Origin of the sequence: Inquilinus limosus (genome assembly GCF_051487185.1) — a bacterium.
In the GTDB taxonomy this organism is placed as follows: domain Bacteria; phylum Pseudomonadota; class Alphaproteobacteria; order DSM-16000; family Inquilinaceae; genus Inquilinus; species Inquilinus limosus_F.
The window spans coordinates 1-26,646 of sequence record NZ_JAHVDK010000005.1; the positions used below are offsets into that span (position 1 = coordinate 1).

The 26,646-nt window shown below is 68.4% G+C and carries 23 protein-coding genes; 9 read left to right on the plus strand and 14 right to left on the minus strand.

Annotated features, from left to right (window positions below; translation table 11 throughout):
• Positions 1-171: 171 nt before the first annotated feature.
• Positions 172-1,197, minus strand: a complete 1,026-nt coding sequence (locus tag KXR53_RS06975; RefSeq protein ID WP_437374380.1) for a LacI family DNA-binding transcriptional regulator — start codon at positions 1,195-1,197, stop codon at positions 172-174.
• Positions 1,198-1,521: 324 nt separating this feature from the next.
• On the opposite strand from KXR53_RS06975, the gene hisE reads away from it, so the two are divergent.
• Positions 1,522-1,854, plus strand: coding sequence for a phosphoribosyl-ATP diphosphatase (gene hisE / locus KXR53_RS06980; protein WP_437374381.1), 333 nt, complete (start codon positions 1,522-1,524; stop codon positions 1,852-1,854).
• A gap of 103 nt (positions 1,855-1,957) precedes the next feature.
• Here the strand turns inward: hisE and KXR53_RS06985 are convergent, their stop codons facing one another.
• Positions 1,958-3,265, minus strand: a complete 1,308-nt coding sequence (locus tag KXR53_RS06985) for a calcium-binding protein (protein WP_437374382.1) — start codon at positions 3,263-3,265, stop codon at positions 1,958-1,960.
• Between the two features lie 307 nt (positions 3,266-3,572).
• Between KXR53_RS06985 and KXR53_RS06990 the strand changes: the two genes are divergently transcribed.
• The gene (locus KXR53_RS06990) at positions 3,573-4,052 is read left to right on the plus strand and encodes a cupin domain-containing protein (protein WP_437374383.1); all 480 of its coding nucleotides are present in this window, start codon (positions 3,573-3,575) and stop codon (positions 4,050-4,052) included.
• Positions 4,053-4,086: 34 nt separating this feature from the next.
• Positions 4,087-5,589: a M81 family metallopeptidase gene (locus KXR53_RS06995; protein WP_437374384.1), complete on the plus strand. Its 1,503-nt coding sequence runs from the start codon at positions 4,087-4,089 to the stop codon at positions 5,587-5,589.
• 1,661 nt (positions 5,590-7,250) lie between these two features.
• Here the strand turns inward: KXR53_RS06995 and KXR53_RS07000 are convergent.
• The 6 genes from KXR53_RS07000 to KXR53_RS07025 form a co-directional block, all read right to left on the minus strand.
• Positions 7,251-7,685: a GNAT family N-acetyltransferase gene (locus KXR53_RS07000; RefSeq protein ID WP_437374385.1), complete on the minus strand. Its 435-nt coding sequence runs from the start codon at positions 7,683-7,685 to the stop codon at positions 7,251-7,253.
• Between the two features lie 746 nt (positions 7,686-8,431).
• Positions 8,432-8,878: an aminoglycoside 6'-N-acetyltransferase gene (gene aac(6') / locus KXR53_RS07005; protein ID WP_437374386.1), complete on the minus strand. Its 447-nt coding sequence runs from the start codon at positions 8,876-8,878 to the stop codon at positions 8,432-8,434.
• Positions 8,875-9,495, minus strand: coding sequence for a hypothetical protein (locus KXR53_RS07010; protein ID WP_437374387.1), 621 nt, complete (start codon positions 9,493-9,495; stop codon positions 8,875-8,877). Before KXR53_RS07010 ends, aac(6') begins: the two co-directional genes overlap by 4 nt.
• 192 nt (positions 9,496-9,687) lie before the next feature.
• Positions 9,688-12,819 (minus strand): efflux RND transporter permease subunit, encoded by a 3,132-nt coding sequence (locus KXR53_RS07015; protein WP_437374388.1) that lies wholly within the window; start codon positions 12,817-12,819, stop codon positions 9,688-9,690.
• Between the two features lie 351 nt (positions 12,820-13,170).
• A complete protein-coding gene (locus KXR53_RS07020; RefSeq protein WP_437374389.1) occupies positions 13,171-14,412 on the minus strand; it encodes an efflux RND transporter periplasmic adaptor subunit in 1,242 nt (413 codons plus the stop codon).
• A 169-nt stretch (positions 14,413-14,581) separates the two neighbouring features.
• On the minus strand, positions 14,582-15,478 hold the full coding sequence (locus KXR53_RS07025; RefSeq protein ID WP_437374390.1) for an AraC family transcriptional regulator: 897 nt from the start codon (positions 15,476-15,478) through the stop codon (positions 14,582-14,584).
• 133 nt (positions 15,479-15,611) lie between these two features.
• Here KXR53_RS07025 and KXR53_RS07030 point away from each other — a divergent pair, with 133 nt between their 5' ends.
• Positions 15,612-16,367 (plus strand): SDR family NAD(P)-dependent oxidoreductase, encoded by a 756-nt coding sequence (locus tag KXR53_RS07030; RefSeq protein WP_437374391.1) that lies wholly within the window; start codon positions 15,612-15,614, stop codon positions 16,365-16,367.
• 77 nt (positions 16,368-16,444) lie between these two features.
• Here KXR53_RS07030 and KXR53_RS07035 read toward each other — a convergent pair whose 3' ends face one another.
• The 3 genes from KXR53_RS07035 to KXR53_RS07045 form a co-directional block, all read right to left on the minus strand.
• The gene (locus KXR53_RS07035; protein WP_437374392.1) at positions 16,445-17,602 is read right to left on the minus strand and encodes an iron-containing alcohol dehydrogenase; all 1,158 of its coding nucleotides are present in this window, start codon (positions 17,600-17,602) and stop codon (positions 16,445-16,447) included.
• Positions 17,603-17,630: 28 nt separating this feature from the next.
• Complete coding sequence (locus tag KXR53_RS07040; RefSeq protein WP_437374393.1) at positions 17,631-19,013, minus strand: aldehyde dehydrogenase family protein; 1,383 nt, start codon at positions 19,011-19,013, stop codon at positions 17,631-17,633.
• A gap of 107 nt (positions 19,014-19,120) precedes the next feature.
• On the minus strand, positions 19,121-20,218 hold the full coding sequence (locus tag KXR53_RS07045) for a nucleoside hydrolase (protein ID WP_437374394.1): 1,098 nt from the start codon (positions 20,216-20,218) through the stop codon (positions 19,121-19,123).
• A gap of 141 nt (positions 20,219-20,359) precedes the next feature.
• Between KXR53_RS07045 and KXR53_RS07050 the strand changes: the two genes are divergently transcribed.
• The gene (locus KXR53_RS07050) at positions 20,360-20,866 is read left to right on the plus strand and encodes an N-acetyltransferase family protein (RefSeq protein WP_437374395.1); all 507 of its coding nucleotides are present in this window, start codon (positions 20,360-20,362) and stop codon (positions 20,864-20,866) included.
• A 128-nt stretch (positions 20,867-20,994) separates the two neighbouring features.
• Positions 20,995-21,192, plus strand: a complete 198-nt coding sequence (locus KXR53_RS07055) for a hypothetical protein (protein WP_437374396.1) — start codon at positions 20,995-20,997, stop codon at positions 21,190-21,192.
• A gap of 13 nt (positions 21,193-21,205) precedes the next feature.
• Here KXR53_RS07055 and KXR53_RS07060 read toward each other — a convergent pair whose 3' ends face one another.
• Entirely contained in the window at positions 21,206-22,021 is an 816-nt protein-coding gene (locus KXR53_RS07060) for a class I SAM-dependent methyltransferase (RefSeq protein WP_437374397.1), read from the minus strand.
• Between KXR53_RS07060 and KXR53_RS07065 the strand changes: the two genes are divergently transcribed.
• The 3 genes from KXR53_RS07065 to KXR53_RS07075 are packed head-to-tail and all read left to right on the plus strand — an operon-like array spanning position 22,008 to position 24,071.
• Complete coding sequence (locus KXR53_RS07065; RefSeq protein ID WP_437374398.1) at positions 22,008-22,898, plus strand: winged helix-turn-helix transcriptional regulator; 891 nt, start codon at positions 22,008-22,010, stop codon at positions 22,896-22,898. The two genes, KXR53_RS07060 and KXR53_RS07065, sit on opposite strands and share 14 nt — an antisense overlap.
• Before the next feature lie 60 nt (positions 22,899-22,958).
• The gene (locus KXR53_RS07070; RefSeq protein ID WP_437374399.1) at positions 22,959-23,534 is read left to right on the plus strand and encodes an NADPH-dependent FMN reductase; all 576 of its coding nucleotides are present in this window, start codon (positions 22,959-22,961) and stop codon (positions 23,532-23,534) included.
• A gap of 39 nt (positions 23,535-23,573) precedes the next feature.
• Positions 23,574-24,071, plus strand: coding sequence for a VOC family protein (locus KXR53_RS07075; RefSeq protein ID WP_437374400.1), 498 nt, complete (start codon positions 23,574-23,576; stop codon positions 24,069-24,071).
• Between the two features lie 786 nt (positions 24,072-24,857).
• Here the strand turns inward: KXR53_RS07075 and KXR53_RS07080 are convergent.
• Positions 24,858-25,763 carry a DMT family transporter gene (locus KXR53_RS07080; RefSeq protein WP_437374401.1) on the minus strand — a complete coding sequence of 302 codons (906 nt, stop codon included), beginning with the start codon at positions 25,761-25,763 and terminating at the stop codon, positions 24,858-24,860.
• Between the two features lie 12 nt (positions 25,764-25,775).
• Positions 25,776-26,552 carry an SDR family oxidoreductase gene (locus KXR53_RS07085; RefSeq protein WP_437374402.1) on the minus strand — a complete coding sequence of 259 codons (777 nt, stop codon included), beginning with the start codon at positions 26,550-26,552 and terminating at the stop codon, positions 25,776-25,778.
• Positions 26,553-26,646: the final 94 nt, after the last annotated feature.

A 26,646-nucleotide genomic window follows, 5' to 3' on the forward strand; every position in this document is an offset into this window, starting at 1 on the left:
TTCATCGGCACGGCGACCTTTACCGGTGTCGCGGGGCAGCTGCGCTTCGCCGTGGGCGGCGGCCTCACCACCATCGCCGGCGACGTCAACGGCGACGGCACCGCAGACTTCCACATCCAGCTGACGGGCAGCATCGCCCTGGTGGCGGGCGACTTCGTGCTCTGAGCCGCCTCAGTCCTCCCGGTCTGGCGCCGGACCCCGCACGGTCCGGCGCCAGACCAGCGGCGCCGGGATGGTCAGCCGCAGCGGCGCTGCGCCTTCCGCCGCGTCCAGGGCGGCCATCACCGCGTCGCCGGTCGCCTCGACCGACTGGTCGAAGGTGGTCAGGTCGTAGGCGGACCAGCCGGCCTGCTCGGTGTTGTCGAAGCCGATGACGCAGAGATCCTCGGGCACGCGCAGGCTCAGATCGTGGCGCGCCGCGTCGAGGAAGCCGAAGGCGACCAGGTCGTTGATGCAGAAGGCGGCGTCCGGCCGGTCCGGCCGCAGCAGCAGGTCGTGCGCCGCGGCCCGGCCGGTGGCGTAGACGGTGCGGCCGCCGCGCCAGACCACGGGCTCCAGCCCCTCCGCCCGGGCGGCGGCCAGGAAGCTCGCCTCGCGGGCCAGGAGGGCCGGCGTGCCCTGGGCCGAGGTAACCAGGCAAAGCCGCCGGCAGCCGGCGCGGCGGAACGCGGCCACCGCCACCCGGCCGGGCAGGGCGCTGTCGACAGCGATGTTGTCCGGCCCCTCGATCCGGTCGTCGCGATTGATCAGCACCACCCGCTGCCCGGCGGCGATGCACAGCCGGGTGATCTCCTCCGACGGCGTGCCGGACAGCACGACCGTGGCGTCGGCACGATAGTTCAGGATCTGCCCCAGCGCCGACCGGGCGTCGGCATCGCCCCGGCCGCTGGTGCCGATCAGCATGGCGACACGGCCGCTATGCTGCAGCCGGTCGGTCAGGGCCCCGACCATCCGCGACCGCAGCGGCGTCTCCAGATCGGCGGCGACGATGCAGACGATATTGCTGGACCGGCGGGTCAGGCCGCGGGCCAGGTGGTTGACGTGGTAGCCCAGCGCCTCCGCCGCTTCCAGCACCCGCCGGCGCGTCTCGGCCGAGACGCTGGCGCCGGGGGTGAAGGTGCGCGAGACGGCGGAGCGGGAGACGCCCGCCCGGTCGGCCACCTGCTGGGCGCTGGTGAAGCTGCGGCGACGCGTCACGACGGAAAACCTGCCGGTGTGGGGCCGCCCGTCCAGGCGGCCGACCGATGATCATATGCACAGCCGTGCAGATGGCAACCACCACAATTAGGCGTATTCCTCAGGAGATGTGCCATGAATAGTTGACAGGCGGATCCTTTCGTGTCGAGCTTGCACAGGTGTGCAAGTTGCGGACGATGGCGCTGGCCGGTGGCATTCGGTCGCGCCGGGGACAGCCCGAGGCGGCTGTGTGGCGGATGGAACAATCGGGCGCCGCTTTTGCGGCGCAGGATCCCGCGAGGGCCGTTGGAGGCGGCTCCCGGGGGAAGCGGAGGGGGCGGGGAGATGGGACAGGCGCTCGGTCGGGATCGGCTTCAGGCTCTGGCGGAGGAGCTGCGCCAGCGGCGGTCGCGCATGGAGCTCAGCTCGCGCACCGCGAAGCTGATCGACAGCGGCGTGCCGAAGATGGCGCAGAAGCTGGTCGAAGAGGCGGCCGAGGTGGCGATCGACGCGGTGCAGGGCGAGCGTCAGGCGGTGATCGAGGAGGCGGCCGACCTGATGTTCAACCTGACCGTGCTGCTGACCGAGCTGGAGATCAGCCCCTGCGAGATCTGGGAGGAGATGGACCGCCGCCAGAAGCTCTACGGCATCGCCGAGAAGCTGCCGAAGGATCGGTAGCAACGGCGCCAACATCTCCGGCCGGGCGGAGGCGCGCGGATTTTTCCCGTAAAGAGAAGGGCCGCCCGATGAGAGGACGGCCCTTCGACAAGGATCGGGCGAATTACAGGACGAAGTCGTCGGCTGTCAGCGTGATCGCGCCGAGGAGGCGAATCCCCATGTCGGCCGCGCCGTTGCCGTCGACGTCGACGAAGACATGGGTCTCGGTGCCGTCCACCTCGGCGCGGACCTCATTGGCGGTGCCGCTGAAGGCCGCTGAGCCGATGAAGCTGCCGTTGCCGCCGGTGATGGGCGAGAGGCTGATCGTGTCGCCCTGGCTCTGGGAAAAATCGTTGATCCGGTCGGATGCGCCGACCGTCGATTCCCTGAAGTAGCCGTAGGCGAAGGTATCCGCGCCGAGGCCGCCGTCCAGGTAGTCGATGCCGCCGCCGCCGCTGAGCCTGTCGTCGCCGCGCCAGCCGACCAGATAGTTGTTGCGGCCGTCGCCGATCAGGACATCGTTGAAGGAGCTGCCGACGAGGTTTTCGACGCTCTGGTAACGGTCGCTGGCCGCGTCCCCGGTGTTGGCCGCGGTGTTGAAGAGGCTCGCGGTCACACCGGCCGCGGCGTTGTCGTAGAGCGCGGTGTCGAAGCCGGCATCGCCGTTTAGGACATCGGCCCCGGCGCCGCCGATGAGCTGGTCATGGCCGTCGCCGCCGGTGATCGTGTCGGTGCCGGCGAGGCCGGACAGACGGTTGTCGCCGTCATTTCCGGTGAGGGTATCGTTGAAGGCGCTGCCGCGCACCCATTCGATATCGGTCAAGCTGTCGCCCGCGGCATCGCCGCCCGTGCCGGTGCCGGTGACGAGGTTGACCGTCACCGCGGCGTCCGACGTGTTGTAATCGGCCATGTCGTTCGCCCCGGCGCCGCCGTCCAGGACATCGGCGCCCTCGGCACCGCGGAGATTGTCGTTCCCATCACCGCCGGTCAGGGTGTTTTCGGCCGAGTTGCCACCCAGGAAATCGGCCTGAGCCGATCCGGTGAGATGAGTGATGCCGACGAGGGAATCTCCTTCGGCATCGCCGCCATGTCCGGTGGTCGCGCCCGTCAGGCCGAGGCTGATGCCCAGGAGGTCGATGTCGATGTCGCCGGTGTCGGAGAGGTCGACGGCCACGCCCTCCGCGGAGGCCGAATAATTCGCGGTGTCGAAGCCGGAGAGCTGGATGCCGCCAATGCCGCCGGTGACGGACAGGATGCCGCCGATGATGACATCGGCGCCGGCGCCGCCGGCGAGGACATCGTCGCCGGACCATCCGGCGACAATATCGTTGCCGCCGCCGGCATTAACAGTGTCATTGCCGAGCGCCTGGACGGGGCCAAGGAGCAGTGAAGGAAGGACTTCCCCACTTTCGGTGCCAGTGAATGTCGCCATGGGATGCATCTCCGGTGATCACGGGTCGCGATTCAAACTTGGCCACCGATGTCAGAATTATTCAACTAGGAATCTCATCCAGACTAAATGTCACATTTATCCAAAAATAGGATCTATGTCATTGATGTGATATTTATGGCAAATTTACAACGATGCGTTCGTGACTCGTCCATCTCGCCCGAGGGGCGGCTGGGCCGGCGCTAGGGACCGATGACGGGTTGCGTCCGCCGGCGTCCGGGGGCAGGGTAGCGGCGGCTCGAGCCTGGCGAGGCTGCCACGCCGCGGGAGTTTCCGGACGGACCCAAGCATGACCGAGCAACATCACCACGAGACGCCTGACTGGCGCCTGAACGGGGTGCGCGTGATCCGCGGCACCGATCTCGACCCCAACACCGCCCAGACGCCGGGCATGGACCGCAAGGCGGCGATCAACGCCGCCCGGGTCGGGGCGCAGAAGATCTGGGCCGGCACCGTCACCATCCATCCCGATGCCAAGACCGGCGCGCACCACCACGGCCCGCTGGAGAGCGTGATCTACGTCGTCCGCGGCCGCGCCCGCATGCGCTGGGGCGAGAAGCTGGAATATGTCGCCGAGGCCGAGGCGGGCGACTTCATCTTCGTGCCGCCCTATGTGCCGCATCAGGAGATCAACGCCTCCGCCGACGAGCCGCTGGAATGCGTGCTGGTGCGCAGCGACAACGAGGCGGTGGTGGTCAATCTCGACATCGAGCCGGTGGAGAAGCCGGAGACCGTCTACTGGGTCGACCCGATCCACAAGCATCCGTGACCGCCCGGACGGCGGGGGTGGGGGGAGCAGCGGCATGAGGATCGCGGTCGGCGGGTTCCTGCACGAGACCAACAGCTTCGCCAGCGTGAAGGCGGGCTTTGGCCAATTCGAGATGGCCGACGGCTGGCCCGGCCTGTCGCGAGGCGAGGCGCTGGCGCCGGCGCTCGCCGGGATCAACCTGCCGACCGCCGGCTTCATCGAGGCGGCGACGGCGGCGGGGCACTCGATCGCGCCGCTGCTGTGGTGCTCGGCCGCGCCCTCGGCGCCGGTGACCGACGACGCCTTCGAGCGGATCACGGCGATGCTGGTCGAGGATCTGCGCGCCGCCGGGCCGGTCGACGCCGTCTATCTCGACCTGCACGGCGCTATGGTCACCGAGAGCGTGGCGGATGGCGAGGGCGAGATCCTGGCCCGCATCCGCGCGGTGACCGGGCCGGACGTCCCGGTCGTGGCCAGCCTCGACCTGCACGCCAACGTCACCCGGCGGATGGTCGATCTCGCCGACCTCCTGGTGCCCTTCCGCACCTATCCGCATGTCGACATGGCCGAGACCGGGGCGCGGGCGGCGGCTCTGCTGGACCGCGTCTTCGCCGGGTGGCGGCCGGGCAAGGCGTTCCGGCAGACGGAGTTCCTGATCTCGCTGGTGGCGCAGTGCACCCTAGCCGATCCGGCGCGGCGCCTCTACGCGCTGCTGGCCGAGCTGGAGCGTCAGCACGGTGTCTCGCTCGGCTTCTCCATGGGCTTCCCAGCGGCGGATTTCGCCGATTGCGGCCCCAGCCTGGTCGGCTACGGCGCCGATCCCGACGCGCTGGCCGCGGCGGTGGACGAGATGACGGCCGCGATCGCCGCGGCCGAGCCGGATTTCGTCGCCGAGCTGCTGTCGCCCGACGCGGCGGTGGCGGAGGCCAGGCGCCTGTCCGCCGGGGCGCGCCGGCCGGTGGTGCTGGCCGACACCCAGGACAATCCCGGCGGCGGCGCGGAAGCCGACGGTGTGGGGCTGCTGGAGGCGCTGATCCGCGGCGGCGCGGAAGGGGCGGTGCTGGGCCTGCTGGCGGATCCGGCGACCGCCGAAGCGGCGCACGCGGCGGGACAGGGAGCGGTCCTGAATCACGGCATCGGCGCCGGCAGCGGCTACGCCGGGCAGCGGCCGCTCGAGGCCGCCTGGACGGTCGAGGCCCTGGGCGACGGCCGCTTCATCGGCACTGGCCCGTTCTATGGCGGCAACCGCATGCAGCTCGGCCCGATGGCGCTGCTGCGCCACCCGGGCGGCATCCGCGTCGCGGTGTGCAGCCGCAAGCAGCAGGCGGCCGACCAGGCGATGTTCCGCCATCTCGGGGTCGAGCCCGCGGCGCAGAAGATCCTGGCGCTGAAGAGCTCGGTGCATTTTCGCGCCGATTTCGAGCCGATCGCCGAGGCGGTGCTGGTGGTCGAGGCGCCAGGCCCGAATCTGGCCGACCCGGCGGCCCAGCCCTTCACTCGCCTGCGCGAAGGGGTGCGCCTGCGCCCGCTGGGACCGGCCTTCTTCCGGCGGCCCTGAGATCGGTCGTCGAGTGTTGCGTGGCCTGTCCCGTCTGGCGAGACCTTTTCGGAACTCAGCCGTTCGTCTCGCCCTATGCCTTTCATCCTCCCCCTCCCCTTGCGGGAGGGGGGAAGAGGGAGGGGGCTGCGCGCGTCCGCGCGCGAATGGGGCAGTAAACGGAGCTCTCGGTCTGGCATGTCGCCGGATCGAGGAGGCCTATAGCCGATAGCCGCCTCGACCAAGCGTCCGCAGCAGCAAACGAACCATGATGGAGGCGGCGGGGTTGGCCGAGGCAGCCACCCCGCAACTGACCGGATTCGGCTCGTTGCGGACGATTGCCGGCCTGCCGGCTTCTCTGAAGCGGACATTTCCGCCGATCCAGACTCGCCCCAAAGCGAATCCTGCGCCCGAGGACGGGACCGCCATTGAGCCCGCTCTGGCGGCGCGTGTGCAACTATCAGAGGAAGGCTGCCCTGGCGGCTCTTGGCGCGATCTGTCCGGGATAGGGCGGAAAGCGGCCCCGGCACCGTCTGTGGAGATCAGAGACATCCAAGCAGGTGCATGCGATAGTTCTCCAAGCACTCTGACGACTTTCGCCGATGCTGAAATTCTCCGACACTTACCCGCAGTGGCTGAAGGCCGTTAAGGCCCTCGGCAAGGATCCCACCGCTTCGGTGCGGTGCCCGGCGTGCGGGCAGCGAGATCTTCTCGTAGAGGATATCCCTCTCAAGTATGCCGGGCCTGAGAGCGCGGGTTTGGAGTGGGGCAGTCCACGTATTGACCGTCATTTATACTGCCCCGGATGTGAAGCAGAAACATATCTTCTGATGAAAAATCTAGATTCTTGAATGCGGATAGTGGCGGCTTCGGGTCGCGTGCGCCATATCCGCTCGCCGGCGTCGAGCGCGACGACCGCTTTCGGGCGCCCGTCTCTCGGCTTCGCCGTCCGAGATGGGCGGATAGCGGAAGCCCACGGTTCGGGCTGGAGGTGACATTGCAGGTCACAGATGAAACGGCGGCGAGTCCGAACCAGAAATAAATGGGGACTAAAATTCAACGTTCGAAAACTACTGCCACCAATATACTCCGAGTATTCTTGCGTCCGTCTTCGACAATCCTATCTGGATTCCGCCTCCTATGACATTGGGATCCCGTGGCGTTTCCACAATCCAGATGTCGCCTTCCAGATATGCAGCCATATAATCTTGCCAGACTTCCTCGCTCCCAATGCGTGAGGCTAACTCTGGATTCATAGAAATCCAAACTGCATGAGCAATCGCGATCGCTGCCCTCTTATCGCGAACAACGCCCTCTGCTGGGGGCTGCCAGTTACCTGGCGTAGATGGTTCCTCCGCGCGGCTACCTGCAGAGATCAGCAAGAATGCGGTGCAGAAGAACATTAAGCAGGATCTGGTGTTCAACATCCCCTCCCTCGCAATCTGCCGAGTATGGAAGGGGCTGTCCGTCCTGGCGAGTCAGCTTTGGGTCGCGTCCGGTCATGTCCGCTTCGTAGAACCGATTGTGACGGCCGGTTTTGAGCGCATTCTGAGACCTGGGCTAATCGAGACGGACCGGATTACGCGGGTTCGAGCTATGTCCGGTGTCGGGGCGCCGAAGCGATGACCGCAATTGGCGCACCTCGGTCGAACAACGCAGCAACTCGGGGTGCGATGCGGCCGTCAGGCACCCGCAAGAAGATCACGGCGCATAAGCATAAAGGGCCGGTTGCTATGCTGGATGGATCCAACCGGCTCCCACCCAGCTTTGGCATAAACGCGCTCGGCAGTATCTGTATAAAGCCAGAGGGTTGCGATCCGCATCGAACGGGCGTGCTGCTCTACGGCGGCAATGAGGTAGGAAGCGAGACCCCGGCCGCGCGAATCCGGCTCCACATACATGCCGGCGAGCCATGGGGTAAGGTCAGGCCGCTCTTCAAGGTCATGGGCGATCAAACTGGCAGTGCCGATCGCACGTTCATCCTCGAGCAGGACGAAAGTTTGAGGCATCTGCTCGGCCTCGATGGACCGCTGGACTGCACTCATTGTCTCTTCGAAGGAATGGCCGCTATCACGCCAGAAGGCGTCCCAGAGCCAACCCGCCACGACCGACGCCAACCCGGGCCTGTCGGAGACGGAGACTACAGCAATGTTCGGGCAGGTAGCGCACATCTGCTGATAGTGCGGTCGAGGAGGCGGTCCGTCAAAAGTTGCGTTCAGCTTGATCTGGCAAGCCGGCGAGCATCCGGTTCCGAGATCTGGCCAGGGTGTCCGCTTATGGCGCCCTGCAGCCGGACTGGCCGACAGGGATCGCATCAGAGGCTACCTAGCCACACCTGCGGAAGGTGCTCTCATCGACCACAGCTACCCAATACCGTCTCGGTGGAGTTCCCCAGGAGCGCGGCTCTAGCACGCCATCGAACTCAAATACGTCTGTGGGCTCTAGACAAAAGACCGTCACCAGCATGCCAGCTCGGAATGCCAGTTCATTTTCACCCGAGGGTATCCATACGGCGCCATCTGGGTCGCAGGTGTTGAAATCCACGCCGAGGCGCAACTTTGTTGTCATCGGCCGATGGTCCTCTTGGGCCTGGATCGTGTCAACCTGCTGAATCGCTGGTGCGTTCCGGGGAGCCGGTGACGATCAAAGGGGCGATGGATCGCCTTTGGGTCGCGTCCGGTCATTTCCGCTTCGTAGAGCCAACTGCGACGGCCGCTTTCGGGCATGCTCTCACACCCAAGCCGACCGAGGAGGCCTGAATTCAGTGGGTTTCAGCGGTGTCCGCTCTCAAGAGGCTGGCGTGGCGGCCGCTTATGGCGCTCCCGAGCCAGGCAGCGCCGGCAGGGAAGGGCGGAGAGTGGTCCTACAGGCTTTTACGAAAGAAGACGACGCGTCTTGTCTCCTCGAAACCTAGCGCCGCATGAAACTTGTGGCTCACGACGTTGTCCAATAGGGCATCGGATGCGAACTCAGCACAGCCGATAGACTTGCCCCATTCGGCAATTGCATCGCAGAGCAGTCGCGCCGCGCCCTTTTGCCTGTGGCCGGGCAGAACATAGATTCCTTCAAGGAAGAGAACGGGAGAGGTTTTGCATCCATTGACGTAATCACTGCGCAGTGTGCCTTCAGCGAATCCGATCACTTCGCCTTCATTGGTTTCACAGATGAACGCGACAGCTCGGCCGTCTCCGGCCAGGAAAGTGCGAACCACGTCGTTCCGATGGTGTTGGACAGAATAGTCCGGCCAAAGTGCAGCACGTAACCGCGCCCACGGCTCAACATGTTCCATGGTGCTCCGCTGGATCTTCATCGTCTCACCTTACGCCGCAGTTCGCGTGTCTCCAATGGGTCGAATCGGGTCATGTCCGCTCCCGGGAGCCCGGCGCAATGGCCGCTGTTCACCCTAAGGCGACGTTCATGAGCGGCCAACTTCCCGTCTAGAACCGAGTGCCAGTCATCCCAAAGCGCGCCCCTGGTTATACGTGGCTTCCGACGTCCTGCTGTGACCTGCGCCCGCTCGGGCATCGCGCGCCGGGCCGCTCTCGTGATGGCGCCCGACATGCGGCGGATGCGAATTCGCTTGCCATGGTCGATGGTGCCATCACAGCCCGGACACCCTCCACCGCTTCGCCGGCCACGGACGAGGCTGCCCGCGAGGCCGAGGTGCTGTCCGGGCTGACGGAGCTCGCCCTCGGGCTGGCCCGCGGCTTCCAGGCCCAGGGCGTCGCCGCCCTCAAGGCCGGCGATCTCGACCGCGCCGAAAAGGCCGAGACCCGCTTCAGCAGCCTCTTCCTCGGCATCCGCCGCGCCATCGCCCTCAAGATGAAGCTGCGGCAGCAGCGCGAGGAGGCCCGGCGCGAGGCCGAAGACCGCAAGGGCCGGTGGCAGGACAAGAAGGACCGCCGGCGCCGCGCCGCCGCGTCGCACTCCGCGCCACCGACACCGACGGCCTCTTCGATCTGTGCTATCGCAGCCATGTTCTGGCGCAGGTCGACCTGCGCCAGAACATCGTCCAACCTGTTCACCATGTCCCCGAACAGGTGTCCACCTTGTCCCCGGCCTAAACACCCGCAAGGGGAGGGGGAGGATGAAATGTGGGCGGCCTTGGTCCTGGCCCGCCTACTCCGCCGGGGCGTGGCCGGCGGCGGCGCCTGCTTCCGGCGAGTGCCGGAACCGGCGGCCGAGCGCCAGGGCGCCGCGGGTCAGGTCCTCGACATAGAGGTACAGCACCGGGGTGATGTAGAGCGTCAGCAGCTGCGACACCAAGAGGCCGCCGACCACGGCGAGGCCCAGCGGCTGGCGCAGCTCGGCGCTGGCACCCTGGCCGACTGCGATCGGCAAGGCGCCCATCACCGCCGCCATGGTGGTCATCATGATCGGCCGGAAGCGCAGGGTGCAGGCGCGGTAGATCGCGTCGCGCGGCGCCAGCCCGTCGTTGCGCTGCGCCCCGAGCGCGAAGTCGATCATCATGATCGCGTTCTTCTTGACGATGCCGATCAGCATCAGGACGCCGATGATCGCGATCACCGACAGGTCGGTGCGAAACAGCATCAGCGTGCCCAGCGCGCCGATCGCGGCCGAGGGCAGGCCCGACAGGATCACCAGCGGGTGGGTGAAGCTCTCGTACAGGATGCCGAGCACGATGTAGATCGTCAGCACCGCGCCGAGCAGCAGCAGGCCCTGGTTGGCCAGTGAATCCTGGAACACCTGGGCCGTGCCGGCATAGCCGGTGGTGATGGTGACGGGCAGGCCGATCTCGGCCTTGATCCGGTCGATCTCCGCCGTGGCGTCGCCCAGCGAGCGGTTCGCGGCCAGGTTGAAGGAGATGGTGACCGAGGGCAGCTGGCCCTGCTGGTTCACCGACAGCGGCCCGGCGGTGCGGGTGACCGTGGCGAAGGCGCTGAGCGGCACCAGCGAGCCGTTCGACGACCGGACATAGATCTTGTCGAGCGAGTCGGCGCCCCAGGGGATCGAGGGGTCGGCCTCCAGGATCACCTCGTAGCTGTCGGCCGCGGTGTAGATGGTCGAGATCTGCTGCGTGCCGAAGCCGCCATAGAGCGTCGCGCGCAAATCCTCGTTGGCGATGCCGAGCTGTGCCGCCTTGTCCCGGTCGATGGTGAGCGTCGCCTGCAAGGCGTTGAGCTGCAGGTCGCTGGCGACGTCCTGCAGCGCCGGCGAGCGGCGCATCTCCGTCGTCATCCTGCCGGCCCAATCGTAGAGCTGCTTCTGGTCCAGCCCCTGCATCACAAACTGGTACTGGGCGGAGGAGGAGCGGCCGCCGATGCGCAGGTTCTGCACCGGCACCATATAGGTGTCGATGCCGGAGATGCCGGCCAGCTGCCGGCGTAGGGTCGAAATCACCGTGTCCAGCGGCGGCCGCTGGTCCTTGGGCTTGAGCTGGACGAAGAGCCGGCCGGTGTTGAGGGTGCCGCCATAGCCGATCGCCCCGACCGAGGAGCCGACGCTGTCGACGAAGGGCGAGTGCAGGAACACGTCGCGCACCTGGCTCTGCAGCGCCACCATGGCGTCGAAGGAGACGTCCTGCCGCGCCTGCGTCGTGACCTGCAGCTGGCCGATATCCTCGGTCGGGAAGAAGCCCTTCGGGATCGTCGTGAACAGGAGCCAGGTGCCGGCGATGGTGCCGAGGAAGACCAGCAGCATCGCCGCGCGGTGGCGCAGGCACCAGGCGAGGGTGCGGGAATAGAGGCCGAGCACGGCGTCGAAGCCGCGTTCCAGCATCCGGCCGACCCGGCCTTCCGGCTTCTCCTCGTCATGGCCGCGCAGGAAGCGCGAGCACATCATCGGCGTCAGCGTCAGCGAGACGAAGGCCGAGGCCGCGATCGCCATGGTCACGACCACCGCGAACTCGTTGAAGATCCGGCCGACCACGCCACCCATCAGCAGCACCGGGATGAACACGGCGACCAGCGAGAGGGTGATCGAGAGAATGGTGAAACCGATCTCGCGCGCGCCCTTCAGCGCCGCCTCGAAGGGCTTCATCCCCTCCTCGATATAGCGGACGATGTTCTCCAGCATCACGATCGCGTCGTCGACCACGAGGCCGACCGAGAGCGTCAGGCCCAGCAGCGAGATGTTGTCGATCGAGAAACCGCAGAGATACATGCCGGCCACCGTGGCGACCAGCGAGATCGGCACGGTGACGGTCGGGATGATGGTGGCCGAGAACCGGCGCAGGAACAGGAAGATCACCATCACCACCAGGGCGATGGTGAGGCCGAGCGTGAACTGCACGTCCTCGATCGCCTGGCGGATCGAGGTCGAGCGGTCGTTCAGCACGTGCAGCGACACGGACGGCGGCAGGTCGGCCTGGAACTTCGGCAGCAGGTCCTTGACCGCGTCGACGATGGCGACGGTGTTGGCGTCCGGCTGGCGCTGCACCGCGAGGATGATCGACCGGGTGTCGCCGTACCAGCTGGCCACCTGATCGTTCTCGACGGAATCGATCACCTTCGCCACGTCGCCCAGGCGGACCGGCATGCCGTTCGGCGAGGCGACGATCAGGCTGGCGAAGGCCTTGGCGTCGTAGAGCTGGGTGTTGGCCTGCAGGATCAGCTGCTGCTGCGGTCCCTGCAGCGTGCCGACCGGGGAGTTGTCGTTGGCCTTGGAGACGGCGCTGCGGATGTCGTCGATGCTGATGCCGCGATGGCTCAGCGCGTCGGGGTCGACCTGGATCCGCACCGCGTATTTCTGGCTGCCGTAGATCTGCACCTGGGCCACGCCGGACAGGGTCGACAGGCTGGGCGAGATCACCTGCTCGGCATAGGCGTCGAGGGTCGACAGCGGCAGGGTCGGGCTGCTGATCGCCAGCAGCAGGATCGGCGCGTCGGCCGGGTTGACCTTGCGGTAGCTCGGCGGCGTCGTCATCTCCGTCGGCAGCTGGCGCTGCACGGCGGTGATCGCCGATTGCACGTCCGCCGCGGCGGCGTCGATGTTGCGGCTCAGGTCGAATTCCAGGGTGATCGAGGTCTGGCCCTGGGTCGAGGTGGCGCTGATCGTCTGGATGCCGGCGATGGTCTCGAACTGCTTCTCCAGCGGCGTCGCCACCGAGCTCGCCATCGTGTCCGGGCTGGCGCCCGGCAGGCTGGCGGAGACGTTGATCACCGGAAAATCGGTGTTCGGCAGCGCCGCGACCGGCAGCTGGTTGTAGGCGAAGGCCCCGGCCAGCACCATCGCCGCGGTCAGCAGCGTCGTCATCACCGGCCGCCGGATGCACAGCTCCGAGAGGATCATGGCTGGGGCTCCGTCTCGGGGGCTACCGGATTTTCGGATGTGCCCCGATCGCCGATCGTGGACGAGCAAGCAGATTGCCTCTCCCGCTTGCGGGAGAGGTCGGACATCCGCAGGATGTCCGGGTGAGGGCATCGCGGCCGTGCCGAGTTCACAGGCTTCGCCACAGGCGAGCGAGCGATCCGCCCTCGACGTTGGAACAGTGCTCCTATGAGGACGATCGAGCCGCCCTCACCCGGAACCGCTGCCGCGGTTCCGACCTCTCCCGCAAGCGGGAGAGGCAAAGGGATGTCGCTGGCGAGACTCGCGAAGGCGATGGTATCGGGCAGGAGAGGGGACATCGACCAGGGCCGGTCAGGCTGGATTGCCGGCGGGGGCCGTGCCGCCGGCGGGCGCCGGCGCGGCCTCTCGGACGGCGATCCGCGACCCCTGCATCAGCCGCAGCTGGCCTTCGGTCACCACCTGCTCGCCGGGCTTCAGCCCCTGGGCGATCACCGCCTCGTCGCCGTTCGTGCGTGCCACGGTGACCGGGCGCTGCTCGGCGGTGCCGTCCGGCCGGGCAACGAACACATAGGCGCCGTCCTGGCCGGCCTGCAGCGCCACGGTGGGCACAGTGACCGCGTCCTGCTGGGTGCCGAGCGTAAGCGAGACCTGGACGAACTGGCCGGGCCACAGGGCCTGGCCGGTGTTGCCGAAGGTGGCCTTCAGCGGGATCGTGCCCGACTTGGTGTCGACCGCGCTGTCGACGAAGGTCAGCGTCCCGGTCGCGAGATGGGTCTTGCCGTCATTGCTGAAGGCGTCGACCCCCGGCGGGGTCGGGCCCGCCATGGCCGTGCGGACGGCGTCGAGGTTCCGCTCCGGCACGGTGAAGGCGATCCGGATCGGCATCATCTGGGTGATGGTGACGAGGCCGGTGGCGGCGGCGGTGCCGGAGCTTGAACTGCTGGAGCTGCCGCTGCTGGTGTTGGCCTTGACCAAGTTGCCGGCGGTCACCGCCACGACGCCGAGCCGCCCGGTGATCGGCGCCCGGATCTGGGTATAGGAGAGGGTGAGCTGCGCCTGGTCCAGGCTGGCCTGGTCCGCGGCCACGGTGGCCTCGGCCGCCTTGGCCGTCGCGATCGCCTGCTCATAGGCCTGCTGCGAGACGGCGCCGGTCTTGACCAGCGGCTTGTCGCGCTCGACATCCGCCACGGCCTGGTCGCGCATCGCCTGGTCCTTGGCGAGGTTGGCCTGGGCCAGCGCCACCTGGGCCTTGGCCGGCTTGTCGTCCAGGGTGAACAGCAGGTCGCCGGCCTGGACGGTCTGGCCGTCGGCGACATGCACCTGCATCACCTGGCTGTCGATGCGCGAGCTGACCTGGACGGTCGAGATCGGCTCGACCGTGCCGATGGCGGAGAGGGTGGTGGCGACCGACTTCTGCTGCACCGGCGCCGTCGCCACTGGGATGGCCCGGACTGCGTTCTTCGACCCGGGCTGGCCTGCTTCGGCGGTCTTGCCGCTGCGCTCGATCGCGTCCGCGTTGCCGAAACGCTGCCACGCGACGGCGGCAACGGCGATGCCCAGGACCGCGACGATTCCCAAAACCGAGCGCTTCATGTCCGAACCCCACAGCCGGGGCACACCGCAGGCGCTGTCCGGCCTGGGTGCCCGGACCACATCTACGGCCGTCGTGCACCGCGATGGAGTTAATAATTTTCAATGCGGCATGGTCGACGGAATGGAAAGTGTCGCGCGAGTAGAGGGCGACCGGCGCAGCCGCCGCCGGTCATCCCGGCCCGGCCGCCCGGGTCTCGTCCTTCGCCGCCTTCGTCTCCCGGACGGGCGGCAGGCCGAACATCCGGCCATACTCCCGCGTGAACTGCGACACGCTCTCGTAGCCGACGGCGAACGCCGCACTGCTCGCGGTCGCTCCTTCCGACAGCATCAGCCGGCGCGCCTCGATCAGACGCAACTGCTTCTGGAATTGCAGCGGCGAGAGCGAGGTCACGGCGCGGAAGTGATGGTGGAACGACGATGGGCTCATCCCGGCCACAGCCGCCAGGCGCTCGACCGGCAGCGGCCGTGCGAATTCGGCCCGAAGCACGGCGACCGCACGGGCCACGCGCCGCACATGGCCATCCGGCCGGCCGAGACGCCGGATCGCCGCCCCATGCCGTCCGGCCAGAAGCCAGTAGTGCATCTCGCGCACGAGCTGCGCCTGCAGCACCGGCACCGATGCCGGACGGTCGAGCAGGCGCATCAGCCGCAGCGCCGCGTCGGCGACCTCGGCATCGGTCGGCTCGATCCGCACGGGCGCGTGCTCGGCCACCGTCGCGGCCCCCATCTGCACCGCCAGATCCGCAATGACCGCCGGGTCGAGCTCCAGCACGAGCGAATAGTAAGGGGCGGCGACGCTTGCCTGCGTGATCTGGCTCACGGTCGGCACGTCCGCCGTGATCAGCAGGGAATCGCCGGCGGCGAAGGAGAAGGCCCGGGCCCCCATCGCGATATGCTTGCTTCCCTGCAGCACGAGGCAGGCGAGCGGCCGGGAGATCGCGTATTCGAGGCCGCTGGGCACGGTGGCGCGCACGGTCGTGAGGCCCGGGATCGGGGTCCGCGCCACGCCGTTCGCGTCGGCATGGGCCTCCGCGTAGCGGCGCACGGTGTCGAGCAGAGTGGTCATGCGATGAGCCTACTCCGTCACTGTCGGCGGCAAGCGCCACTTTGGAGGATCAGGCAAAGAACGTCGAGCTTCCGGCAACAACGCCCGGCTCCCCGCCCCGATATTGGGGTGGTCGTTCCACAGGAGTCGGACCATGACCAAGATCACCCTCGTGACCGGCGCCAGCCGCGGGCTCGGCCGCAACACCGCGCTCAGCATCGCCCGCCGCGGCGGCGACGTCATCCTCACCTACCGCGGCCGGGGCGAAGACGCCCAGGCTGCCGTCGCCGAGATCCAGGCGATGGGTCGCAAGGCGGTCGCCTTCCAGCTCGACACCGGCGACGTCGCCGCCTTCGCGCCCTTCGCCGATCGCCTGCGGACCGCGCTGCGCGAAACTTGGTCGCGGGAGACGTTCGACCATCTCGTGAACAATGCCGGCCACGGCGACTACGCCCTGATCGGCCAGACGACCGAGGCGCAGTTCGACGGGCTGGTCGATGTTCACTTCAAAGGCGTGTACTTCCTCACCCAGACGCTGCTGCCGCTGATCGCCGATGGCGGCCGCATCGTGAACCTGTCCTCCGGCCTGACCCGAACGTCCTATCCCGGCTATGCCGCCTATGCGGCGGTGAAGGGCGCGGTCGAGGTGCTGACCCGATACATGGCCAAGGAGCTGGGCAGCCGCGGGATCGCGGTCAACACGGTGGCGCCGGGCGCGATCGAGACCGATTTCGGCGGTGGCGCCGTCCGCGACAACCCGGAGATCAACAACATCTTCGCGGAGATGACCGCGCTCGGCCGAGCCGGCCTGCCGGACGATATCGGGCCGATGATCGCGAGCCTGCTGTCCGAGGACAACCGCTGGGTGAATGCGCAGCGGATCGAGGTGTCGGGCGGCCAGGGCATCTGAGCGGGGGGCGGACAGGCCGCTGCGGGGCCGGCGGAGGCTCTCCGCCGGCACCCCGCTGCGCGCACACCGCGCCGGCGTCAGAGCCGGCCGTTCACCGCGTCCACGAACACCGCGCGCAGGTCGTGGGCCTTGACCGGCTTGGCGTTGCTGCCGGTCGACGGGTCGGCCTCGGCCATGCGGCCGATCTCCTCGGCCCGGTTGTCGCCGATGCCGATCTCCTTCAGCGTGTGCGGGATGCCGATCTCGCGGCGCAACTCCAGCACCCAGATCAGGACGGTGTCGAAGCTCGGCTTCGACAAATCGATGTATCGGCCCAGCCGCTCCATCCGACCCTCGATGGCGTCGCGGTTGTGGACCATGCAGTAGGGCATCAGGATGCCGTTCAAGAGGCCGTGATGGGCGTCGTACAGCGCACCGAGCGGGTGCGCGAGCGAGTGGATCGACCCCAGCCCCTTCTGGAAGGCGGTGGCGCCCATGCTGGCGGCGACCAGCATATTGCTGCGCGCCTCCAGGTTGCTGCCGTCCCTGACCGCGACCGGCAGCCATTCCCGGATCAGCCGAATTCCTTCCAGCGCGATGCCGTCGGCCATCGGGTGGAAGCCGGGGGCGCAGAAGGCCTCCAGGCAATGGGCCAGCGCATCCATGCCGGTGGCGGCGGTGACGTGCGGCGGCAGGCCCAGGGTCAGCTTCGGATCGGCGATGACCGCGACCGGCATCATCTTCGGATGGAAGATGATGCGCTTCACATGCGCCTCCTCGTCGGTGATGACGCCGGCGCGCCCGACCTCCGACCCGGTGCCGGCGGTGGTCGGCACGGCGATCACCGGGGCGATCCTCGACGCGTCGGCGCGGGTCCACCAGTCGCCGATATCCTCGAAATCCCACAGCGGGCGCGACTGGCCGGCATGGAAGGCGATGGCCTTGCCGGCGTCCAGCGGGCTGCCGCCGCCGAAGGCGATGACGCCGTCGTGCCCGCCGGCTTTGTACACGGCGACGCCGTCGGCGACGTTCTTTCCGGTCGGGTTCGGCTTGACGTCGCTGAACACGGCGGTCGGGATGCCAGCGGCCTCGTTGGCGGCGACCGCGTCGGCGATCATCGCCAGCTTCGCCAGGCCGGGATCGGTGACCAGCAGCGGCCGCTTCAGGCCATGGGCCTTGCACAGGTCCGGCAGCTCCTTGATCCGGCCGGGGCCGAACTTCACCGCGGTCGGGTAGTTCCAGTTGCCTTTGAGCATTCTTGGTCTCGCGGAAAAGGGGCGCCGGTCAGGGAAGCCGCAGGTGGAAGGATTTCGGCCGGGTGAGATAATCGTAGCCGAGGGTCGAAAGGGTGCAGCCGCGGCCGGAATCCTTGACCCCGGTCCAGGCCAGGGCAGGGTCCAGGTAATCGCATCGGTTCAGGAACCAGGTGCCGGTCGCGACCTGGTCGCCGATGGCGATGGCGGCGTCGACGTCGCGGGTGAAGACCGCGGCGGTCAGGCCGTAGGGGCTGTCGTTCATCAGCCGTACCGCCTCCTCGTCCGAGGCCACCTTCATGATGCCGACCACGGGGCCGAAGCTCTCCTCGGTCATCACCCGCATCGAATGGTCGACGCCGGTCAGGATCTGCGGCGCCAGATAGGGCGTGCCGGGCTTGTCCGCGGCGAAGCTCTTGGCGTCGATCAGGGCGCGGGCGCCCCGGCGCACCGCCTCCTCGGTCTGGCCGCGCACGAAATCGGCGGCCGAGGCCCGGACCATCGGCCCCAGCGTCGTCGCCTCCTCGGTCGGGTCGCCCAGGACGTATTGCCGAGTCAGCTCGACCGCGCCCTCGACGAAGGCGTCGTACACGGCTTCATGGACATAGATCCGCTCGATGCCGCAGCAGGACTGGCCGGAGTTGAAGAAGGCGCCGTCGACCAGCGTCTCGATCGCGTGCTTCAGGTCGGCATCGGCGCGGACATAGCCTGGGTCCTTGCCGCCGAGCTCGAGCCCGACGCCGACGAAGCGGCCGGAAGCGGCCTCCTCGACCGCGCGGCCGCCGGGCACCGATCCGGTGAAGGCGACGAAGTCGACCGCGCCGCTGCCGATCATCTTCGCCGTGGTCTCGTGGTCGGCATGGATGTGCTGGAACACGCCGGGCGGCAGATCGGCCAGGGCCTGGGCGAAGCGCTCGGCGCAGAGCGGGGTCTGGTGCGAATGCTTCAGGATCACCGCATTGCCGGCCATCAGCGCCGGGATCACGGCGTTGACCGCGGTCAGGTACGGATAGTTCCAGGGGGCAACGACGAAGACGGTGCCCAGCGGCTCGCGCCGGATGAAGCGGCGGAAGCCTTCCTTCGGCCCGACATCGATATCGGCCAGCGCGTCCTCGGCCACTGAGATCATGTAGCGCGCGCGCTCCTCGAAGCCGCGCACCTCGCCGGGGGTGTAGCGGACCGGCCGGCCCATCTGCCAGGTGATCTCGCGCGCGATCTCCGGCCCCGCGGCGACGAAGGCGTCGACCGCGGCGGACAAGAGGCGCGCACGCTCGGAGACCGGCACGCGCCGCCACTCGGCCTGGGCGGCGCAGGCGCGGGCCAGCGCCGCCTCGGCCTCGGCCGGCGTCGCCAGCGGCCGCTCGACATAGATGCCGCCGTTCACCGGCGTGATGGTCTTCAGGATCCGGGTCATTCCTCGTCTCGGGGACAGCCTCTCTGCGGCGCGCATCTTGCGGCCATCGCCCCGCATTTCCCAAGAGGGATCGCGGCCCGAACCGGGCCGCGTCCGGCGCATGACTCTCAGTTCGCTGTCATGACCGGCACCGGCCGGGTCATCAGGTCGACATAGAGGTCGAAGAAGCGGCGGTTGTCGAACTGCTTCACCACCTTGATCTTCTGCAGCAGCCTGGTCGGCTGTTCCTGCCAATAGCCGTAGGTGCGGCCGTAGCCAGGGCCGAAGGCGATATCGACATCGACGAAGAGGTCCTCGACCTTGGTGGCGTAGCTGGGGTCGACCAGATAGGCGAGGGCGAGTGTGTCGAAGACGTTGACGGTCGCCGCCGGGTCCTTGGCGAATCTCTTCGCCATCCAGCTGTCCTTGAACAGCGCGGCGATCGGCCCATCGCCGGCGATGACGCGGTCGAAATCGGCCTTCGAGAGCTGGGTGATGTCGGTGACGTCGAGCGGGATGACGGCCTGGTCGATCGGCTCGCGCATCACGATCCGCGACGCCTCCGGGTCGATCCAGACATTCATCTCGGCGGCCGGGGTGGTGTTGCCCCGGACGTCGAAGGCGCCGGCCATGTACACGATCCGCTTGATCAGCGGCACGATCTCCGGGTTTTTGCGGACGGCCAGCGCGATGTTGGTGGCCGGGCCGATGACCAGCAGCGACACCTCGTGCGGGTTGGCCTTGACCGTGTCGACGATGAAGTCGACCGCTTCCTCGTTCTGCGGCTTGGCCGTCTTGGCGAAGCCGTCGGGAGGGGCCACGAGATCGGCGTCGCCCGGCTGCGGCCGGTGGAACGCGGTCTTGTAGCTCTCGCCGAAGCCGAACAGGGTGCGCTCGCTCTCGAAGCTCTCCGGGTCGTGCACCAGCGGCAGGTTGGCGCCGGCATAGACGCCGACCCGGTCCGCGATCCCCAGGCGCTCGACCGCGCGCAGCGCGTCCGCGACCTCCTGCTTCAGCCAGTTGTTGCCGGTCACGATCGTGACGCCCAAGAGGTCGATCACCCCCTGGCGGTCGAGCTGCGCGGCCATGATCAGGACCTGGCCGTCATCGCCGGCGGTGCTGAAATCGGTGTCGAGGATGACCTTCTCGGCGGCCCGGGCCGGCGCCGCGGCCATTGCTCCTGCCAGCGCCCATGCCGCCAGGGCGGCGGCGATCCATAGCTGCATTCTCGTGCCTCCTCCTTCGCCGACCGGCGTCCCCCGGTCGCCGGGCCACCATGGCACGCTTCGGCCGCCCGCCGCAGCGCGGATCGCGACGGGCCGGCCGCCGATGTATAGGCTGCGCCCGTCGCGATATCGGAATCGGCCATGGCGATCGAGCTGCGCGCACTGCACCCCGAGGATCACGCCCGGATCGCCGCGGTCGACGGTGGCGCGGCCTGGAACGCGGACCCCGCGCTCTGGGCCGGCTATATCGCCGACCAGGCCGCCGGCCGGCGCGCGGTGCTGCTGGCCTGCGCCGGCGGCCGCCCGCTCGGCTACGGCACCCTGGTCTGGGATTCGGACTATCCGCCGTTCCGGGCCGCCGCGGTGCCGGAGATCAACAACCTGGTCGTGGCCGCCCCGGCGCGCGGCCGCGGCATCGGCTCGGCGCTGATCTGTGCCTTCGAGGATCTGGCCCGCGCGGCCGGCCGGCGGCAGATCGGCCTCGGCGTCGGCCTTTACGCCGATTACGGCCCGGCCCAGCGGCTCTACGCCGGGCTCGGCTACCGGCCGGACGGCCGCGGCATCACCTGGCGTGAGCAGCCGGTCGAGCCGGGCGCGCCGGTGCCGGTCGACGACGACCTCGTGCTGTGGCTGACCAAGCCGCTGTGAGCGCCGCCGATTGGCAAGCGGAAGCCGGGCCCGTATCGTCTCCGGCGCGGCGACGGACAGCCGGGGCAAGTGCATGGTGGCGTTCGGATTGGCCTCCGATTTCTCGCCCGCCGCGGCCCGCTATCGATATGCCGGAGCTGCACTGGAGCTTCCCTGTCAGCCGCGCCGAGGCGCTCCGCGGCTTCCGGGAGCGCCTCTTCGCCGAGTTCTGGTACCGGCCGGCCGAGACCTACGACCGCATCCTCGACGACACCGCCCGCTGGGCCGCGGCGCAGCAGCCGCATCTCTGGGCGGAGGTCTACCGGACGCCCGGCCAGTTGCTTTGAGCAGCACGGGGATTCAGCGCCGTTCGCCGATGGTGATCAGGTACTCGCGCCGAATATGGAGCCCCGCCTCGACGCGGTAGTGATCGTGATAGGCGTCGACGTCTCTCTTCAAGGCGATCCGGCCGGCCTCGTCGAGACCGTCATGGATTGTCCGGAGCGGCCCGAAGCCGCGCAGATACCACGCCCAGACGGCCTCGGCGCTGTCATGAAAGGCGTCGCTGACACCCCATTCGAATATGAGGGCGAAATCCCGTCCAAGCAGGCCTTCGACGTAGTTGGGATCGCCCCACCGCAGGGGCGAGGGCTCCGGCGGCGGCGTCCTGCTGTACGCTCCCAACACCGCGAAGAAGCGGGCCACGGCGCCGTCGGGCGCCCAGGTCGCGAGGCAGAGCCGCCCGCCTTTCCGGCAGACCCGGCCGAGCTCTCGCGCCGCGGCGGCGTGGGCGCCGGCGAACATGACGCCGAAAGTCGAGATGACCCGGTCGAACTGCCCGTCGGCGAAGGGCAGGGCCTCGGCATCGGCGACCCGATAGTCGATCCGCGGCGTGACATGGGTGGAGAGTTCCTCCGCCGCCTGGATCAGCTCCGGTGCGATGTCGACGGCCGTCACGCGCGCCCCGGTCCGCGCGACGTTGCGGGCGCTCCAGCCCGTTCCCGTCGCCACGTCGAGGATTTGCTCACCCATCTTCGGGCTCAGGCGCTGCGCCGCGTGCTTGAGCGCGTCCGAGATGGCGAAACTGATATCGTCATAGGCCCGCCCGCCGACGCCCCAGACCGCGGCGGCCGGCCGGTTGTGGTCGAGGATCCTGCTGATCGTGCTCTCCGGCATCATGGCCTCCCTTCGCTCGGGAGGTGATCCGACCACGCAATGCCCACCGCGGCTACTCCAGGATCTGGAGTGGGCGCGGCTTCCGGGGAGGCGTAAGATCGCCGGTCGTGAAGGGGCGATCGCGGTGAGGAGCTATAATCAGTTCTGTCCTGTCGCCAAGGCTGCGGAAATCTTCTGCGAGCGTTGGACGGCGCTGATCCTGCGGGATCTGGCGGTCGGCGCGACGCGCTTCTCCGACCTCCAGCGCGGGGTGCCGCTCGCCTCGCCGACCCTCCTATCCCAGCGGCTGAAGCAGCTGCAGGCGGAGGGGATCGTGATCCGGCGAAGGTCGAACGACGGACGCAGCTGGACCTATCACCTGAGCAAGGCGGGAGAGGAGTTCATTCCGATCGTCATGGCCCTCGGCGTCTGGGGCCAGCGCTGGTCGCGGCGAGAGCTCGCCGAGCATGAGAAGGACCTCGGCTTACTGTTATGGGCGCTCGAGAAGGGCGCGCATCCGGAATGCCTTGGCGATGGACGAACCGTCATCGAGCTCGAATTCACCGACCAGCCGGATGCGAAGCGGCGCTGGTGGTTCCTGAACGAGAACGGGCGCTGCGAGCTGTGCCTGAAGCGGCCGGACCGCGATGCCCAGATCTATGTCGCGGTCTCGTTGCCCGATCTCATCCGCATCTGGCGCGGTGATCTTGCGCTTTCGGCCGCCATGGCGTCAGGGCTCATCGAGGTGCACGGCAGCGCCCGAATGCGCAAGGCGTTCCGGCACTGGCTCGGGATCAGCGGCCTGGCGGATGTGAGGTCCGAGAGGATTGATGCCGCCGATGCCGTCGCCAGCGGCCAGGCAGGCGCCGATGAGAGCGAACGCCCGGAAATCCGCTAGACTTGAAGTAGACTTGAACTTGTAGCGTGCCCTCGACTCACCGAATCCGAGGGGCACATCATGGATCATCTCCGCATCGGCCTGATCTACGGCAGCGTCCGCGACGGCCGGTTCTGCGACACCGTCGCCCGCTGGGCGGCCGGGGAGGTCGAGCGGGCCGGCGGCTTCGCGCTCGACGTCATCGATCCACGGGCGCTCGGCCTGCCGGACTGGAGTGGCCGGCGGGACGGGGAGGGCGTCACCGCCTTCCGCGAGCACATCGACCGCGCCGACGCCTTCGTCGTGGTCACGCCGGAATACAACCACGCCTATCCGGCGGTGCTGAAGTTCATGATCGACGCCGCCTATGCCGAGTGGCAGGCCAAGCCGGTGGCGTTCGTCTGCTATGGCGGCATCTCCGGGGGCTTGAGGGCGGTGGAGCAGCTGCGCCTGGTCTTCGCCGAGCTGCATGCGGTGACGCTGCGTGACACGGTCAGCCTGGCCTTCGCCCAGCGGCGCTTCGATGCCTCCGGCCGGCTGGTCGAGCCGGCGGAGACCACCGCCGCCATGGCGGTGATGCTGAAGGCGCTGCGCTGGTGGGCGACGACGCTGCGCCAGGCCCGCATCGCGGCGCCCTATGCCGAGGCGCTGGCGTAGGCGGGTTTGGTCTTGATCCGAGAAGAAAGGGGTGCGGCCATGGCGGTCGTTCCGATCCAGGCTCTTTACGAAACCCACCTCACCGTCAGCGATCTCGACCGCTCCGTCGCCTTCTATCGAGACGTGCTGGGTCTCGAACTGGCCCACAGGGTGCCGGAACGCCATGCCGCGTTCTTCTGGATCGGTGCCAGGGAGCGAAGCATGCTGGGGCTCTGGTCGATCCACTCGTCCCCTCTGCAGTTCCGGCTGCACATTTCCTTCAGGGTCGATCTGGAGGACGTGCACCGCTCGATCACGGCCCTTCGCCAGGCCGGGGTCGAGCCGAGGCCGGCATTCGGCCAGCCCGCGACGGAGCCGATCGTCTTCTCCTGGATGCCGGCCGCCAGCGTCTTCTTCGATGATCCGGACGGCCACTCGCTGGAATTCATCGCCTGTCTTCCCGGGGAGCCCCGCCCGGAGCACGGCGTCGTATCCCTCAGCCGATGGCAGGCGCTCAATCGAACCGCCGGCGCCGGGACGCCGCCGGAGTGGGCCTGAACCCGCCGATCTCGGGAAAAAGAACCCCGCCGGAGGGGGCGGGGCTGAGGGGTCCAGTGGTGGAAGGGAGCTTTCGCACCCCCATGAGACAGACGATGTCGGGTCGCATTCTATTCCGAACGATCTTGTTCGCTGCCGCGACGGCAGCGGATCACCCCGGTCCCTCGAAGCTCCGCCACCCGGGCGTGAACAAAGAAAACCCCGCGACCGGCGAACCGGGCGCGGGGCTCAGAACCACAAGCTTCGTCAGTGTGCCTGTCAAAGCCGTATAGCTCTCTTCGCCTGATCAGACGGCGCGCAGATTTTCCGCGGCAGACTTGCCGGTCCTGCGGTCCGCGACAAGCTCGAACGAGACCTTCTGCCCCTCATTGAGGGTGCCCATGCCCGGTACCCGTATCCATGGGTGTCATTCCTTTAAGTACATAGGTTTCGGCCACGCCGATGGCGTGGCCAGCGAATTCGAGATTTGTCGGAAGGTCGTCAGTCAGGCGCGCTGTTTGCGGCGAGGCCAAGTCGTTCGGCCGAAACTCGATACGCGGACAAGTGGTGATCGTTCCCTTGTTCCGCAAGGCCCGATATGGCTGCGGGAGAAAGCCCCACCGGCCGAAGATGGCGAGGACGCCGGCAGCGTTCGGCACGCGGTTCCCGTCCGGGCTCCAAAAAAGAACCCCGCCGAGGCGGGGCTGAGGGGTCCAGTGGTGGAGGGAGCTTGGCCCCCCGTAACCAGAGACGATCGGCGGGCGCCCCTTATTCCAAAAAATTCGCGTGGCGGAGTTCGGCACGGCCTCACCGCGCCAGGGCGGCGAGGGCGATGCCGCCGAGGGTCAGGGCCAGGGCGCCGATCTCGCGCAGGCCGAACGGGTCGCCCAGCATCGCGACGGAGGCGAGCACCCCGATCACCGGCGCCACCAGAGACCCGATGGTGGCGACCGAGGCCGGCAGCCGCCGCAGCGCCGCGAACCAGGCGACATAGGCGAGGCCGAAGGCCAGGGCGCCGCCATAGACCAGCGCCAGCCAGCCGAAGCCGTCGAGCGCCGCGAAATCCGGCTGCTCGAACAGCAGCCAGAGCAGCAGCAGCGGCAGGAGGCCGAGCCCGGTCTGCCACGCCACCAGGGCGGTCGGCGGCATCGCCACCGGCGCCCGCTTGGCCAGCACGGTGCCGAGCGCGAACAGCATCGACCCGGCCAGGGCGAAGGCCACGCCCTGCAGCTTGGCGCCGATCTCGGCATCGCCCGGCGTCTCATGCGCCACCAGCAGCACGATGCCGGACAGGCCGAGCACCAGGCCGATGCCGCGGGCCGCGGTCGGCTTTTCACCCAACAGCGGCCAGGCCAGCAGCGCGGCCCAGAGCGGCAGGGTATAGGCCAGGATCGTCGTCTCCGACGCCCGCAGCCACAGCAGCGACAGGGTGGTCAGCGCCATCCAGGCGGTGACGTTGAGGCCGGCAGCCAGGCACAGCCGGCCCCATTGGCCGCGCGGCGGCCGCAGGGATTCGCGGCGCGCTAACGCGATCGCCACCACGATGGCGGTGCCGATCAGGCCGCTGGCCGCCCGCACCGAGAAAGGCGGCAGCACCGTCACCAGATGCTTCACCAGGGGCCAGTTGAACCCCCACATCAGGCTGGTCGCGACCAGGAAGCCGAGCCCCTGGACCGACACGCCCGAGGTCCTGGGCGCGGCGTTCGTCACCATCCGGCCGATACCCTAGACGACGACGGGGCTCTGCAGCCCGTCCATGCTGATATTGACGCCGGTGATGTAGCTCGCCTTGGCCGAGGCCAGGAACAGCACGGCGTCGGCGATCTCCTCCGGCTCCGCCGGGCGGCCGAGCGGGATGCGCGACACCGCCCGCCGCCGCGCCTCCTCCAGCGAGATGCCGTGCAGCCGGGTCTCGGCCGCGAGGCCCTCGGCCACGCGCTCGGTCTCGGTCAGGCCGGGGTTGAGGCCGACGACGCGGACGCCCTTGCCGGCATAGGCGGTGGCGAGGCCGGCGGTGGCCAGCATCAGCGCGGCATTGGCGGCGCCGCCGGCGATGTGGACCGTGGACGGCACCTTGCCGCCATTGCCGATGATATTGACGACGACGCCGGTGCCCCGCGCCACCATCCGCTTCACCACCGGGTCGATGACATTGATGTAGGAGAAGAACTTGGCGTCCATCGCCGCCCGGTAGGCGGCCGGCGTCAGCTCGTCGGCCGGGGTGCGCCTGGCGGCGCCGGCCGAGTTGACCAGAACGTCGATCGGGCCCAGCGCGCGCTCGGCCGCCTCCACCGCCGACAGCGCCGCCGCGGCGTCGGTCAGGTCGGCGGCGATGGCGATGGCGCCCGGAAGCCCGGCCGCGGCGCGGTCGAGATTGGCCGGGCTGCGCGAGGCGATGGCCACCCTGGCGCCCTCCGCCAGGAACGCCTTGGCGCAGGCCAGGCCGATGCCCTTCGATCCGCCGGTCACCAGCACGGTCTTTCCGGTCAGGCCGAGATCCATGGAACATCCCTCTCTGTTGGCACGCGGTTCCACCCCCGCTCCGTCATCGCGAGCCGAAGGCGAAGCGATCCAGGGCCGTGCGAGCGACTCTGGA

Excerpts from the sequence above, each read along its gene's own strand:
- KXR53_RS07055 (WP_437374396.1), top strand. The coding sequence starts at position 20,995 with ATGCCGGAGCTGCACTGGAGCTTCCCTGTCAGCCGCGCCGAGGCGCTC.
- KXR53_RS07030 (WP_437374391.1), top strand. The coding sequence starts at position 15,612 with ATGACCAAGATCACCCTCGTGACCGGCGCCAGCCGCGGGCTCGGCCGC.
- KXR53_RS07075 (WP_437374400.1), top strand. The coding sequence starts at position 23,574 with ATGGCGGTCGTTCCGATCCAGGCTCTTTACGAAACCCACCTCACCGTC.
- KXR53_RS07060 (WP_437374397.1), bottom strand. The coding sequence starts at position 22,021 with ATGCCGGAGAGCACGATCAGCAGGATCCTCGACCACAACCGGCCGGCC.
- KXR53_RS06995 (WP_437374384.1), top strand. The coding sequence starts at position 4,087 with ATGAGGATCGCGGTCGGCGGGTTCCTGCACGAGACCAACAGCTTCGCC.
- KXR53_RS07070 (WP_437374399.1), top strand. The coding sequence starts at position 22,959 with ATGGATCATCTCCGCATCGGCCTGATCTACGGCAGCGTCCGCGACGGC.
- KXR53_RS07045 (WP_437374394.1), bottom strand. The coding sequence starts at position 20,218 with ATGCAGCTATGGATCGCCGCCGCCCTGGCGGCATGGGCGCTGGCAGGA.
- KXR53_RS07085 (WP_437374402.1), bottom strand. The coding sequence starts at position 26,552 with ATGGATCTCGGCCTGACCGGAAAGACCGTGCTGGTGACCGGCGGATCG.
- KXR53_RS07020 (WP_437374389.1), bottom strand. The coding sequence starts at position 14,412 with ATGAAGCGCTCGGTTTTGGGAATCGTCGCGGTCCTGGGCATCGCCGTT.
- KXR53_RS07015 (WP_437374388.1), bottom strand. The coding sequence starts at position 12,819 with ATGATCCTCTCGGAGCTGTGCATCCGGCGGCCGGTGATGACGACGCTG.
- hisE (WP_437374381.1), top strand. The coding sequence starts at position 1,522 with ATGGGACAGGCGCTCGGTCGGGATCGGCTTCAGGCTCTGGCGGAGGAG.
- KXR53_RS06985 (WP_437374382.1), bottom strand. The coding sequence starts at position 3,265 with ATGGCGACATTCACTGGCACCGAAAGTGGGGAAGTCCTTCCTTCACTG.
- KXR53_RS07025 (WP_437374390.1), bottom strand. The coding sequence starts at position 15,478 with ATGACCACTCTGCTCGACACCGTGCGCCGCTACGCGGAGGCCCATGCC.
- KXR53_RS07040 (WP_437374393.1), bottom strand. The coding sequence starts at position 19,013 with ATGACCCGGATCCTGAAGACCATCACGCCGGTGAACGGCGGCATCTAT.
- KXR53_RS07080 (WP_437374401.1), bottom strand. The coding sequence starts at position 25,763 with ATGGTGACGAACGCCGCGCCCAGGACCTCGGGCGTGTCGGTCCAGGGG.
- KXR53_RS07035 (WP_437374392.1), bottom strand. The coding sequence starts at position 17,602 with ATGCTCAAAGGCAACTGGAACTACCCGACCGCGGTGAAGTTCGGCCCC.
- KXR53_RS07050 (WP_437374395.1), top strand. The coding sequence starts at position 20,360 with ATGGCGATCGAGCTGCGCGCACTGCACCCCGAGGATCACGCCCGGATC.
- KXR53_RS06990 (WP_437374383.1), top strand. The coding sequence starts at position 3,573 with ATGACCGAGCAACATCACCACGAGACGCCTGACTGGCGCCTGAACGGG.